The 13,605-nt window shown below is 44.2% G+C and carries 10 protein-coding genes; 3 read left to right on the forward strand and 7 right to left on the reverse strand.

Going from position 1 to position 13,605, the window contains the following annotated elements; genetic code table 11:
• The first annotated feature begins 147 nt into the window (after nucleotides 1–147).
• A complete protein-coding gene (locus tag ADA01nite_RS11390) occupies nucleotides 148–411 on the forward strand; it encodes a hypothetical protein (RefSeq protein WP_146810091.1) in 264 nt (87 codons plus the stop codon).
• Between the two features lie 105 nt (nucleotides 412–516).
• On the opposite strand, the gene ADA01nite_RS11395 is transcribed toward ADA01nite_RS11390, so the two are convergent.
• The 3 genes from ADA01nite_RS11395 to ADA01nite_RS11405 are packed head-to-tail and all read right to left on the reverse strand — an operon-like array spanning nucleotide 517 to nucleotide 3,457.
• On the reverse strand, nucleotides 517–1,239 hold the full coding sequence (locus ADA01nite_RS11395) for an endonuclease/exonuclease/phosphatase family protein (protein ID WP_146810092.1): 723 nt from the start codon (nucleotides 1,237–1,239) through the stop codon (nucleotides 517–519).
• 36 nt (nucleotides 1,240–1,275) lie between these two features.
• Nucleotides 1,276–2,847 carry an alkaline phosphatase family protein gene (locus ADA01nite_RS11400; RefSeq protein ID WP_146810093.1) on the reverse strand — a complete coding sequence of 524 codons (1,572 nt, stop codon included), beginning with the start codon at nucleotides 2,845–2,847 and terminating at the stop codon, nucleotides 1,276–1,278.
• A gap of 52 nt (nucleotides 2,848–2,899) precedes the next feature.
• Nucleotides 2,900–3,457, reverse strand: a complete 558-nt coding sequence (locus ADA01nite_RS11405) for a YkoP family protein (RefSeq protein WP_146810094.1) — start codon at nucleotides 3,455–3,457, stop codon at nucleotides 2,900–2,902.
• A 333-nt stretch (nucleotides 3,458–3,790) separates the two neighbouring features.
• Between ADA01nite_RS11405 and ADA01nite_RS11410 the strand changes: the two genes are divergently transcribed.
• Nucleotides 3,791–4,891, forward strand: coding sequence for an MGDG synthase family glycosyltransferase (locus tag ADA01nite_RS11410; protein WP_146810095.1), 1,101 nt, complete (start codon nucleotides 3,791–3,793; stop codon nucleotides 4,889–4,891).
• A gap of 31 nt (nucleotides 4,892–4,922) precedes the next feature.
• On the opposite strand, the gene ADA01nite_RS11415 is transcribed toward ADA01nite_RS11410, so the two are convergent.
• From ADA01nite_RS11415 to ADA01nite_RS11430, 4 genes are all read right to left on the reverse strand, one after another.
• On the reverse strand, nucleotides 4,923–5,960 hold the full coding sequence (locus ADA01nite_RS11415; RefSeq protein WP_146810096.1) for a YkvI family membrane protein: 1,038 nt from the start codon (nucleotides 5,958–5,960) through the stop codon (nucleotides 4,923–4,925).
• Between the two features lie 260 nt (nucleotides 5,961–6,220).
• A complete protein-coding gene (locus ADA01nite_RS11420; RefSeq protein WP_146810097.1) occupies nucleotides 6,221–7,858 on the reverse strand; it encodes a 2-hydroxyglutaryl-CoA dehydratase in 1,638 nt (545 codons plus the stop codon).
• 40 nt (nucleotides 7,859–7,898) lie between these two features.
• Entirely contained in the window at nucleotides 7,899–11,405 is a 3,507-nt protein-coding gene (locus ADA01nite_RS11425) for a BadF/BadG/BcrA/BcrD ATPase family protein (RefSeq protein ID WP_146810098.1), read from the reverse strand.
• Between the two features lie 212 nt (nucleotides 11,406–11,617).
• On the reverse strand, nucleotides 11,618–12,601 hold the full coding sequence (locus ADA01nite_RS11430) for a glutaminase (RefSeq protein ID WP_146810100.1): 984 nt from the start codon (nucleotides 12,599–12,601) through the stop codon (nucleotides 11,618–11,620).
• Nucleotides 12,602–13,197: 596 nt separating this feature from the next.
• Here ADA01nite_RS11430 and ADA01nite_RS11435 point away from each other — a divergent pair.
• On the forward strand, nucleotides 13,198–13,587 hold the full coding sequence (locus ADA01nite_RS11435; protein WP_146810099.1) for a response regulator transcription factor: 390 nt from the start codon (nucleotides 13,198–13,200) through the stop codon (nucleotides 13,585–13,587).
• The last annotated feature ends 18 nt before the right edge of the window (nucleotides 13,588–13,605 follow it).

Raw genomic sequence — 13,605 nt, forward strand, 5'->3', positions numbered from 1 at the left:
GGCCAAAAGCCGACAGTCTTTTTCGTTTCGCATCTTCTTTTAACCACAGCAAAAACAAACTAAGATTGTACGCTTGTACCGTTGCCGCTCTACACGCTGCACCATATAATATGTCATCTCATTCTATTGTAGAGGAGAACAGATTGTATGGACGTTAATACCATTATTAAAATCGTAAAAGAAATTCCAAAGAACAAGTGGACAGACGAAGCGGCGGTAAAAAAGGCCCTCAAGAAAGCCGGAAAGGCATCAGGCAAGAACTTTTCCGAGGCGGAGTTAACCCGGTATGCTCAGCAGTTTAAGCAATTGGCCAAAAATCCGTCCCCATTTACACTGATTCCAATGCTCTTAAAAAGCGGCATCAGCATGAGCCAGATCAACGATATCCAGAAAAAAATGCGTTCCAAGTAACCGGGTGGGTACAGCACATCCGACTTGCAGCCTCAATACTTAGATCCCTATGTATTGAGGCTCTTCCCTTTTCCATTGCTGAACGGATTAGCAATAGTAGCCAAACTACAACTGTAATGTTGCTTTTAATGGTAAATGATCTGAAGCTGAAGGAATTTTTTTTATAACTTCTGCTGAAGCGATACATATATCGCGGCTGACGAATATGTAATCCAATTGAAATCTGGGTCGAAATGAGGGAAAAGTATAGCACATCCCCTTGCCTGCATCGCAAACATCTTTAAAATACCTGAGCATTTTTTTCCATGCTCCAGCTCCCGGCCTCATATTCCAATCTCCCATAATAACAGCAGACTGAGGCTCATTCATAACTTTTTCGATGATAAAATCTGTTTGTTGTTTATGAATGAATGGATTTAGACTAAGATGGACGACATATACTTTGAGTAACCGTTCGCAAAGTTGAACATGACTTTCCAGCAATGATCGGCCTTCAGCCATTCGTGAGTTAAAGGTGAAAAAATGATTTTTTTCTAATACGATCGGATAGCGGGACAAGAAGGCATTTCCATACTGCCTGTGCACCGTAGAATCCTTTGAGCGTAATGTAATTGCCTCCCCGAAAGCATGATTCATTTTCAAATGTTTTGCCAACCAGGATATCTGGTCAATATACTCACTCCTCTTTGAAAAATACCTGTCCACCTCATTCAACCCGATCAGGTCTGCCTTACTTTCTTCAATCACTTTAGCGATTCTCTCCAGGCTCAGTTTTCCATCTGTTCCCCTTCCATGGTGTATGTTAAACGTCATTACATTAAATTCCAAGCTACTCCCTCCAATTTGGTTTGTGGTACGCGAGGGCTAGTCCATTTTCAGAATCCAATCCTTAATATCTACGATGCGTAAATGTTTTGGAGAGGAGTCTGTGCCGGTAACAAGCATAGGCACAAGTGAATCCTGCTTATGCAGCGATCCGTGGCCGCCCCCATTCAAATGAGTTGGAGAACTCTCTCCAACCAATTCAAATCCGGGTCTGGCTGTCACAACAAGATAGCGGCCAGGATGAGAATGGAGAGCGCCATATAATCGTGCTAATGCGTCGGGATAATCATGATAGGTCATTTGGTTACCTTTGGTCGATATATCTAAAATAGAAAGCTTGCCCTGCAGCGACCATCTTTGCTGATACGGGTCGACATACTGCCCACCTGGGCGGAAAGAAAGAACACCCTCCTTCCCTCCCTCTATAACGTGAATGATTTCTCCTTCTTTCCATGCAATTACATCGATTCGGTCATCCTTTTGAAGATGACCAGCAATCCTTGCAAGCGGTACGTACTTATCAATCGAATAGATGTATGCCATTCTTTCATTAACACAAAGAAGAATTTGGTCTTCTTTCTGAACACGTTCCCTTAACTCTGTTATTCGGTAGAGACTAAGAAGAGATGGCAAGCGTATGAATGATTCCTTCCGGCTTCCCCCTATCGAAGCTTGACCGCTATCTCCCATCACAATCCAAACCGCATTTTTTATTGCAGATTCCCAGGAATTATAGGTACCAAAAATTTCTTGAATCTGCCGATCGGCCTGTTCAATTCCTTTTATATCCATGGGGCCGTTTTTATGAACGCTATGATCATTATCGGGAAAATATACGATGGTAAAAGGGGGAAGTTTTCCACTTTGAATAAGATATTTTAATTCTTCTGAAGAAAATTTGTCATTGAATCCATACTTTTGCCATATATAATTTTTCTGATTATTCGGATTCACGTACGAGAGGGAACCATAGGAAAACCATGCAGGTCCATAGGTTTTTAAATTTTCTGGTAAAATATTTAGAAATGCCGCGGTCTTAGGAAGGTTTAGCTGATGGGGAAAGCTTCCTCTGTAAATCACCGCATTAATAGAAGCCGATTGTTTTCCATCTGCAGCTAACTCTTCATGAAGCGTTTTTACATGTTGACTTAAATGTTCATTGTTTAACTTATACAGACTATCCTGGAGCACCGGTTTAACGCCAAGCTTTACTATTTCTCTTTTTCCGTTGCCGTAATTAATAATACGCCCTTCATTCTCATCGTACCAAACAAGTCCAGGAACACGATGACGATCGGGATACGTTCCTGTTAAAAGCGAGCTATCGATAGTAACAGACATTGTTGGAAAGGAGCTGACCACATTCGGAAAGTACTGTCCATGTTTTATTAAGAATTGCAATGCAGGAGCACGTTCTTGTTTAATGGCTTCCTGTAAGGGCGTATCCATTAAAGAATCAATGACAACTAAAATGATATGCTTGGAATGGTGGGGTACAGGAGCAGTTAATTTTGTTCCCTGATACTTTGCATGTTGGTGCAATGGATACTGAATTGAGACTGTAAGGAGTAAAGCCATAAGAGCACATAAAGTAAAAATAGACTTCATCATGAGTTAGTAATCCCTTTCACTCTATTGTTGCACATACCCCATATTATGGAGACTACATATTTTGTAAATACCTGCTTAATAGTTGCTCTTTTGACATCACGAGGAACTTTAGAACCAGTTTTTTCCTTTTCCGTAATTTCCCCTTTTCATGATGGCACAGAACAAACATCGGTTTCATATATAGTTGTTTTAGCCTTTCATAGTAAGGATTCTGTATATCTTTTACTTCAAATCCAAGGCGATTGACTCCTCGGGATAGCAATGTAATTCCGATAACTCCTTTAATGATATTTTCCTTCGGATGTTGGAAAATAAAGTTTGCCAGACCCGGCATCGATGCTTCGACACGATTATAAACATACAAAGCTCGTCGTGTATCATTTTTAATATTCATCATTTCACTCATAAGCAAACAATTATGCAAATGTATTTTAAGAAGAACATCGTTATGATGTATACATGTTCCATTTGACAGAGAAAGATCATTACCACGATAGGTAAGAAGTCTTACACGGAAAATATTTTGTTCCTTTTGGTTTACGTATTGTAACCGGGAACAGTGAAAATAAAAGCTGTCCATAAACGACCAGATTTTTACAATTTTATCCATGTGAAGAGTTCTCCTTCATATAGAATGCGGCATGTGGTGATACGATTGTTTATATATTTATTAATGTGAGATAACAAACATAAATATGTACCGTTACTACTTCTAATAACCGGTAAGGTAGTCATTTTATATTTGTATTTAGAAAAAAGATGGTCACTTTCCACAACGGAAAAGAACCATCTTTTTGTTCTTTTTACAAAAATTTATTCAAAAAAAGCGCTGGTGACTGGTTTATAAAAAGGGATGCGAGACAACATAACATGTAGAAATAGTACGTATCGGAGTTTGAGACTGCTGAAGATTTTTCTTGCATAAAGGAGCCTGTCATCGAGTATGAAAAAAATTCTTTTCTTGCCGTTATTACAGATGCCTTCTGGACACCACCAGGTTGCCGATGCCCTCATCCGCTCATTGGAAAAAAGACTGTATGGAATATCATGTGAGAAAGTTGACTTTTTAAGTTATGTAAATAAGTGGATGGAAAAAATCGTGACAGGCACATACATGAAATGGATTTATTATGCGCCGCAGACATACGAGCGGGTATACAAGCATTGTGCCTGTACGGAAGCACCTGTGCAGCATTATCATATGAAGTGGTACGAACTGTTATTTCTAGAGCGAATGGAACAACTGCTTTATGAAGAAAAACCGGATTTAATTGTCTGTACCCATGCATTTCCTTCTTTTTTAATCAGCAGGCTTAAAGCCCAGAAGAAATTTTCTACCCCTGTCATTAATGTCTATACAGATTTTTTTATTAATAAAATCTGGGGCCGCAGGGAAATCGATTACCATTTTGTTCCTACAGATTCATTAAAGAATGAATTAATACAAAAAAACAACATACATAAAGATCGTATTTTTGTAACCGGGATTCCGGTAGATGAACATTTTCATCATACAAATCGGAAGCGTACAGCCTCTCCTTCTTATAAGATTCTTATATCAGGGGGAAGTAATGGATTGGGTCATATCCTTCCTCTTTTACAGCAAATAAAGAAGAAGACGAATTTTCACTATTTCGTTCTGTGCGGTAATAATAAGTACCTTCTTAACACCCTTATGTCCTGGCAAATGGATCATATTCAACCTCTTCCTTATGTTTCATCAAGAGAGGAAATGAGTGACTGGTATGAACAAGTGGATGCGATTATTACCAAGCCTGGTGGAGTCACAATAAGCGAAGCGCTATGGAAAAAAGTTCTGATTTTTATCCACTCCGCCCTGCCCGGCCAGGAGGAGATGAATCTGCGTTATTTGGAATCACAAAAGTTAGCGTATAGACTTCATCCTCATGAACCATACGAAAAACAATTATTGGGCGTTTTAAACAACGAAGAAGAGAAGAAGAATTGGTTCAACCAGATCGATACATATTATAAAAATATGGAAACGGCAGCCTGGAAAAAAATACTTGAATTTATGGAGTGAAACGGGCTTCACCGTTTGCAATTGCCAAATCTTATTTAGGGGGTAATTGTTTTACAGCCATAAAGAAAAGGATTAATAGCCCTATGTAACCAAATAAAGGATAAAGGAAGCTAAGTAAGGAACTGAATCCAACCTGGCTAATCAAAAAGCTGAGCAATAAAATACCTAATACAATCCATTTTTCCGGCAGGTTAAATAACTTTTGCATTTTACGTGAGATGCCAAATACATTACCAATTAATGTTGTGAAAATCTCGCCATAAACTACGATTAAAAATATAATATGCATGGATGCACCAAAGTCTTTAATTACTTCGGCTATAGGGATATCAAACTGTGATACGTTTGGAAGTGAATAAAGAGCAAAATGACTGGAGATCAGCATAAAACAAAGGCCGATTCCTCCCCAAAAACCGCCCCATTTCAATATTCTTTCATCCTCTACTTCTTTTCCAAGCGGAACCAGAACAGCCTGCGCCATAGCCAAATTAAATGCCACATAAGCAAAAGGACTAACAAGCGGTTTCCAATTAGCCTGCAGTTCATTTGCTCGCAAAAGAAAAGAAATATCGTTATGCTCAAATAAAGGCATTGCAATGAGAAAACTGAAAAAAACCATCATCGGAACGACCAGTGAGTTGACGGCAAGAATGCCGTCTAACCCTTTCATCATGACCACATAACAAAGAACAAGGGTGATAAAGATCCCCCATCGGTAAGAAAAACCTAATTGCTCCTCAAAAACCGATCCTGTCCCGGACAACATAACGGACGTAACACCAAACAAAATGAGCAGAGTAAATAGATTAATTACTCTACCAGCCGTCTTACCGAATATATAGGTGTTTAATTCCTCATAGGAATAGGCACCAATACGATGGGATAAAACCATCATCTTCGTCCCAATCCAAATAAACAATATTCCGCTTATTATGATACCTATTAGCCCCATCGGTCCATAGACAGTGAAAAACTCTACGATTTCCTTACCCGAAGCAAAGCCTGCCCCAACCACGGTACCAATATACGTTGCTGCAATTTGTAATATAATCATCCATCGTTTCTTCATACGTTCCACCTTCTGGCCATATAGTAAAAATCTCTAAGTAAACTATATGTGGGCATTTTGAAGAAAAGACAGGCTATGCGATTTATTTTTCAATTCGGTTTGGTTACTATTCCTCGGGTTCTCCCAATAAGCTGAAAAACACTAAGAGCAAATTGCTCATAATGAAACAAAGAAAATGCTGGCGTCTTCTCCAATGCAGAAACAAAATAAAGCCTCCAAAAAATATTTGGAGGCTAATCCGTTTTTGTATTACACCGTAATTACGTCCCTTCAATGCCCTCTTTGTTTCGCCGGAAGGAAAACCAATTGAACATCCCGCGTATACTATATACCGCATTTGCTGCCGTACAAGCAACAGTGTGACGTCTCGTTCGCAGCGGATGAGCAAACTTTGCATGGCCTGATATTTGCTGAAGCTGTTTGGCTGTAACGCCTTTCTTTGCTACGGCTTCTTCAAACTCCCTCTGTGCGGCCTGCTTCGCTTTAAACAGCGTCATCTGCACCCTGCTGTATACGTTGATGGCTCCATCTCCGGTTGTTTCAATCGGAAGGAAAATAGCTTCAGGATATTTCTCGGTAATCAGCGATTGAACGCCATCGGATACGCCGGAAGACGGCATGCATCCGAATGGCTTGACGGAAAGGGTCATATTTACTTTTCGCTTCACCACGTTGAGAATCAGTTTTCCTACTTCCATATGTCCTTCTCCGCCGCGCAGGTGATTATCATAATGGGCATGGGCAACGCGTGCAATTTCATCCATGTCAGGGAGATGGTAACCGTATAGACCCATGGCTCGTGCATACATTTGAAACCATAGTCTAACTGCCCGCTCAGCCAGCCATAACAGGCCCAAACGCAAACGGGGATTTTTTCCTTTCAATCCATGACGTCCGGAATCCGCTTGCTTTAGCCCCATTCGCCTTGCCGTGTCATAGCGTACATCCCAAATGAGATATAAAATCCAGGCCGTAATGGATTGCACTTCAACTTCAGCCCCTTCCTGCTCCAGAAAGCGCTGTAACTGATAATTCCCGTCTCCTTCGGTTGTCATGGCCCAAAACTCACCGATAACACTCACTTTAGGCTTCACCTGTGTTCGATCTACCTGAACGGCGCGCAATTCCTTGCGGCATCTAAACAACGCCGGGAGCAGCCACTTCCGCCCGCTTAGAGCATCGTACAAATACTGTTTGCAGCGTTCGATAGCCTTATCGGTTGAACCTGCTTCCACTTCGTAGGGACGGATGCGGTACCCTAATGCATTCAAAACATCCCCCAGGAGGATCGCTTTCAGAAAGCCGACAAAAAACGAAGTATCCAATTTAAGGGCCGATTCCTCACCGGTCGCCTGTTTCAACCCCTCCTGCTGTTGGAACAAAAGAACCCGAAACCCGTCAAACCCTGCGTCGCGCAGAGCCTTCCGATACTCCGTGACATACGTGCCGAAGCGGCAAGGACCGCAAGAACCAGCAGTAATGAAAAGGTAATTGCGGACAATTTCCTCCTTTGATTTTCCTTCCACATCCCGAAGGTGATGGAGATGTTTGATTAAATTGCCTACCGTGAAGTACGTCGGGTTGCACTGTCCCCGATTCCCGAACTCCTTACCGTAACGAAGCGACTCATTGTCCGGGCAATCCAAATGCTCCACCCGGTACCCCAACCCTTTTAAAGTGCCTTCCACCAGATAATCCTGAGCCATGGTTAGCCCGCCGAAAAGAATGGTCGTGGCAGCCTTGTCTTTAAGTAGAAACTGACGGGGAACGGGATCAAACCACTGGTCCTTTTTTTCCTGTAAACCTAACGCTGCTTCCTGTTCCGCCTGAAACAAACGCAATTGATCCTCAGCAGAAAGATGCTGCCGGGATTGTTCCCTGTTTTTGGTGACAGTCATGATATGCTTCACTCCTTGTTTTGATGGAGTATCGATGTTTTTAATTCCCTGCTTGAAAGATATTTTGGTGTTCATATAATCCAACTTGTTCGTTTCGCTTCTGGCTCAGCAGTTCCATGCGTTTTTGCTCAAGGCGATGCTGCAATTCCGCTTTTTTACGACTCAAATCCTCTAAGCGCTCTTCATGAAGGCTCAGGCTATGCGCATACGTCTTGACGCGTATTTTAATCGAACCGCTTGGTTTATTGGCATCAATATCATGCAGTGCCGAATAGGGGGTGCCTGCGGTTGAGATAATCGAATCAATCAGCCCATAGGTCGGAGCATCGTGTCCGCACTTAAAACTGGATAGATCCAACACGGCCACGTTCGGATGACGTGCGGCAAACTTGGCCGCCCAGACTTTTTGCACACTGTTGGAACTGAAATTTTCCGGCCATACATCGGTCACTTCCAACGCATAATCGACACGTCCGCTCTTCAGGTCGTCATTGAAAAAGCGGTGTAGCCAAGCCTCATCTTTTGGAATAGAGCGCATGGACAAAATCGGGTAGCCCAGCACTTGAAACTCTTCCAATACACCATGGTTAAGGCCCGGATCAGAGTGATACGGACGTCCAATCATCAGGATAGCAAGGCGATTTTCTTGTTCTATCTGCTCAAGGATCGCCCGGCCTTTCTCCTGCATTTCGGTATCAAACAACTCCATAGCTTTCCAGGCTTCGTCTGCAGCGAAGTTATTCTCATCCTCTGTAATCTGAAGGTGTTCCTTGAATGCCTCATACAACTGCTTTTTCATCAGATTTGGTTCTGTGAAAGTAACCGCCGGATCCAGATACGTAATTCCTCTTGACGCAAAAAAGTCGATTTCTTTCGTGAAAGCAGCCTTGATTACATTCGGAGCTCCAGCCACGATGGGGCAGCTGGCCGAATCCATCACGTTATGCAGATGGGTCGGAATGTGCGTAATACAAGGAAAAAAGATATATTCGAGCGGTTTACGCTCGCTATGGTGTTTGAACAATAGATTATGCACATGGGCCTGGGCTACCTTGGACGGATAGCAAGGATCGATTGAGCCGTACTTCCCTCCTTCCTGCCACATGTCCTCACTTGTATTGTCGCTGAACACGATATTGCGCGGGTCGATGCCGAGCGTCTCAAAATAGGTGCGCCAAAACGGTGCGGTAGACCAAATGTTAAGTACTTTAGGAATTCCAATACGAATCTTGCTTCGTTTCTCTGCCGCTTCACGGGAGGAACGCTCAAAATAGTGCTTGTACTGTATCTCCTTCTCTCCTCCCAATCCAAACCAGCGGCGCTTCAATCGGCTATCGTTTACCGGCGTACCCGGCTCAGGCAGCGGCGCGGAATCGTAGAAGTGCTGAAACATGCGGCGCGCTTCGTATTCCACCAGGTTTGGATAGTGCTTCTTCAGTTCCTGCCGCTCCCGGGTCAATTTGATCACGGCTTCCTTGTCTTCCACGGTCCCTTTTTCACAGCTAAAACCGGAGATATAGCGAGCTGTGTTCCCGTCCGGTGTTTGGGAATCGATAAAGGTTCGGCTGCAATGGTTGGGACAGAATGTACATCGGGTCGATTCATCGTTGCGGCTTACGTAATACAGATTAATAGCCGCATCCAGCCCCAAAAACGTTGAATACCCACGCCGCTTTACAACGCGCAATGTTTCCATGGCCGCACCAATCGCTCCCGCCTCTCCCGGATGGGGATGCACGTATACTTCTGCATCAGGAACCCGCTGTTTAATGTAATCGACCTGGGCTTTAACAGCAGCCAGATTATACTGCGTGCCTCCCTGCAGGACGAATTTGCGGCCCAATTCAGCCATGCGTGGAATCTGAACCACATACTGCCATACATTTTTCGGCAATACGAGAGCCAGACCGGCCAGCAGCTCCTCTTTCGAATATCCTTCCTTCTGAAAATTCACCCGGTCCGCATCCAGAAATACGGCGCAGCCGTATGAAAATTTGGGAGAAAGCTGTGCGCTAAAGGCCGTATCCGCATATTCCTGAACCGGAATACCGAACTGGTCCGCCATGGCTTGCAGTAACATTCCATTTCCGGCGGAACATTGATTGGACAGCCTGAAGTTGCGAATATCCCCGTTTTTGAGAAAGAGCACTTTGATGTCCTGGCCGCCGATATCACAGATGACATCAACATCGCCAAATTGGTTAACGGCACTCATCATATGGGCAACCGTTTCCACAATATTGACATCGGCCTTTAAGGTTTTCTCTAAAACGTCCGCCGCATATCCCGTGGCGCCAAAGCCGATAATCTCTAATTCCGCTCCTTGACCTGCCACCGTATCTCGAATTCGTTTCAACATCTCTTTTGTATCTTCAAGCGGATTTCCTTTGGAGAGCTGGTATTCCTTAAGCAAAATGTTTCCGCTTTCATCAACCAGAACGGCCTTCGAAGAAGTCGAGCCGCCGTCCAGGCCGATTACTGCTCTTACTTTCTGCCCCGGTACGAAAGCAGTCGGCTCAAAGCGGGGAATACGATAACTCCGGCGGAATTCTTCCATTTCGTTTTTGCTGCTTACCAGAGGCGGACCGGCATTTTCTCCAAGTTTTGCTTTTCGACCGTGAGCAATAAATTCCTTAAGACTTTCGATCCCCGTATAGCTGCCCACGCCAACCGGTTCATGCATTCCATACATGACGGCACCGTAAGCGGCATAGTACTGCGAATTCTCAGGCACAAAGATTAGTTCATCAACGGACATGTCTTTCGGATACTCATACCCTCGCTCTTCCCAAGTTTCAGGAATCCGCTTTCGCCAGCATTCTTGCAGAAAAGGCAGGTATGTATTGGGACCGCCCAGCAAAAGAACACGGTGCCGGAGCGTGTTTCCGCGAGTTAGAACGGAGAGGTTCTGCATGACAATGGCATCCGCTAAGGAACACATAATTTCGGCGGAAGGAATTCCGCTTTTTACCAGATTAACGATATCGGTTTCTGCAAACACACCGCACTTGGCGGCTACATGATGCAATTTCGTATCGTCAAAGTGCAGGCTGCCTACCTCTTCCATAGGCATCCCTACTTTAATCATGCACTTATCAATCGTAGCTCCGGTGCCGGATGCGCACTTGTCATTCATGGAGGTCAATGCCTGTTTATTCCCTGTTTCTTCGTTTTCCTTAAAAATGATAATTTTGGCATCCTGTCCTCCAAGCTCAACCACACTTCCCACATCAGGGTGAAGATGTTCCACCGCCATCGTAACGGCATTTACTTCCTGGACAAACTTCGCTCCAATGTGCCCGGCAATCGGCCCGCTGCCGGAGCCGGTCATAAATACGCGGATGTTCTCCTGCTTGATATGAGGAAATTCGTTCCCAATCACAATTAAGAATTCCAGGACTTTTTCTGCCTGCTTCGTATGGTGCCGCTGATAATCTGACCAAAGAATCTCTTTACTTTCCGGATTCACCACGGTTGCTTTCACGGTTGTTGAACCAACGTCAATACCGATGATCAAAGAGTCTAACCCCTGGTTTTCGTATCCCATGAAACTACTCCTTATTTAGTAAAAGTATATTTTTATCATTGGAATAAATTAAGCAATATATACATAGTGAAAACAGTATTTCCTCAAATCGATCGTTTCCCTGGCCACTTAGATGCCCTAAGAGAGGAAGATGTCGATGAAGCTTGCCCGCTCGTTTCGTATCCCGTATGATCCGGTGTTCTATGCGGCGCTCAGAGACTACCAGTCTATTTCTAAAACACACTCAGTTCCCATTCCGCCGAGATGTGCTGCAGCAGCTTTACTCCGGCCGCGCTGTTGCCTGCCTCATCAATCGCCGGGCTGTAGATGCCGATGCCGCAGCCGTTGTGAAACGGAGTCACTTTATGCCGTCTGGGCGGAACGGCTGTCATAATGCCGCCGGATACCCCGCTTTTGGACGGTGCGCCAACGAATGCGGCAAATTTGCCCGATGCATTGTACATGCCGCACGTCAGCATCACCGCTTTGGTCAATCGGGCAAGTTCAGAAGGCAGCACCTGCTTGCTGCATAGCGGATCGTATCCATCGCATGCCAGCACAAGTCCGATCCTTGCCAGATCTTCGGTCGTTACTTCAATCGCGCATTGCCGCAGATAAATATCGATCGCATCCTCTACACCACATTTGAGAAACCCCTCCGCTTTGAGGAAATGAGCGAGTGCAAAATTATAATGGGCCGTTTCCCGCTCTGAAAAAAACACAGCCTCATCTACTGACGGACGTCGGCCCAGCAGCATCTCCAACACATCGAGCAGCCCCGCAAACTTTTCTTCTTTCGTTACGCCGGGGAGCAGGGAAGCAACGGTAATTGCGCCTGCGTTAATCATCGGGTTGAACGGACGAGCCGGTTTCTTTAGTTCGAGCCGCATGATGGAATTGTAGGGATCGCCCGTCGGCTCTACATCGACATGTTTTAATACATAGGCAAGACCATGCGTAAGACACACAGCCATAAAACTGATGACTTTCGACACGCTCTGCATCGTAAAAACAACATCCGCCTCGCCTCCTTTGATGATTTCTCCATCATGTCCGATGATGCACACGCCAAGCTGGTGCGGGTCAGCATGCCGAAGTGCCGGGATATAGGACGCACACGTTCCTTCCTCCGTATACCGTCGGTTCTTTTCCACCCAGTGGTGCAGACGGTTCGCACATTCGCTCTTCGTCTCAAAATTTCTATGTATATCCTTAATCTCCTTAATCACTGCCAGGCCCCCTTTTCGCTCTGATAAGATGTACGTATAGTGTGCCCCAAAACGAAACCAGAGTCCCACAGCAAACAAAAAAAGCGGGTCTGTTCCCCCGCTACTCACTATATACCCGAATGGTACGTATCGAATTGTTCATGTATCCTTTTGCATTCCAGTGCTTCCTATATGTAGATGGAAACGGAACATCCAGAGCCTGACGTGCATACAACATTTATATAGCCCGGACATTGAACCGGAAAGTTTTTGAAGGGGGGAAGAGCAATAAACAAAAAAGAAAAGAAAATCGTGAATGTGCCTGTACGCTGTTCAACACTCTGGACGCTCTGTTCTCACGTTGTTTTATATTTGAAACAATTGTTTCAGCACATCAAGACCGGATAGCTGGCCCGGTCTTTTTTCGTCATATAACGATAGTGAAGCAGTGTCAAAATAAAATTCATTTCCGAACCCACCATGGTGTAGTACAATAATATTATTAACTCTATGTAAAGTTTTTTTGTTTTTCATCTTACTTTTATTAGATAATGAGCTAATCCATATATACAAATAATAAGCCTATATAAAGGTGGGGGGAATACATGAAAAACGGGAGAGTAGCTCTGCTGGAAAGCGAGCCTCTTCATGTCCGATTGCTGCTCTACAATCTCCAGCGCAAAGGGTATGAAGTCGAGTGCTATGAGGACGAACAGTCCTTCCTTGCATCTTTACAGAATGAAAGCTTTGATGCATGCATTATTAGTGTACAGTTGGACAAGACGAACGGGCTGCAAATCGGGGGACGGATTCGGGCGTGCGGCATTGATACCCCGATCCTATTTTTATCGACGGGTGACGAAGAAGCCTATGCTTTTTCGCTAACCCATACAGAGATCATTAAGAAGCCGTTCCAGGTGGCCGATTTGCTCGAAAAACTCGAACAGATCACCTCATTGCGGTCGTCTGTCTCTTCGGTCATACAGAAAATATAACTTTTTTCTGTGAAAATC

Origin of the sequence: Aneurinibacillus danicus (assembly GCF_007991215.1) — a bacterium.
Lineage (GTDB): Bacteria > Bacillota > Bacilli > Aneurinibacillales > Aneurinibacillaceae > Aneurinibacillus > Aneurinibacillus danicus.

Excerpts from the sequence above, each read along its gene's own strand:
- ADA01nite_RS11400 (WP_146810093.1), bottom strand. The coding sequence starts at position 2,847 with ATGATGAAGTCTATTTTTACTTTATGTGCTCTTATGGCTTTACTCCTT.
- ADA01nite_RS11390 (WP_146810091.1), top strand. The coding sequence starts at position 148 with ATGGACGTTAATACCATTATTAAAATCGTAAAAGAAATTCCAAAGAAC.
- ADA01nite_RS11405 (WP_146810094.1), bottom strand. The coding sequence starts at position 3,457 with ATGGATAAAATTGTAAAAATCTGGTCGTTTATGGACAGCTTTTATTTT.
- ADA01nite_RS11410 (WP_146810095.1), top strand. The coding sequence starts at position 3,791 with ATGAAAAAAATTCTTTTCTTGCCGTTATTACAGATGCCTTCTGGACAC.
- ADA01nite_RS11420 (WP_146810097.1), bottom strand. The coding sequence starts at position 7,858 with ATGACTGTCACCAAAAACAGGGAACAATCCCGGCAGCATCTTTCTGCT.
- ADA01nite_RS11415 (WP_146810096.1), bottom strand. The coding sequence starts at position 5,960 with ATGAAGAAACGATGGATGATTATATTACAAATTGCAGCAACGTATATT.
- ADA01nite_RS11435 (WP_146810099.1), top strand. The coding sequence starts at position 13,198 with ATGAAAAACGGGAGAGTAGCTCTGCTGGAAAGCGAGCCTCTTCATGTC.
- ADA01nite_RS11425 (WP_146810098.1), bottom strand. The coding sequence starts at position 11,405 with ATGGGATACGAAAACCAGGGGTTAGACTCTTTGATCATCGGTATTGAC.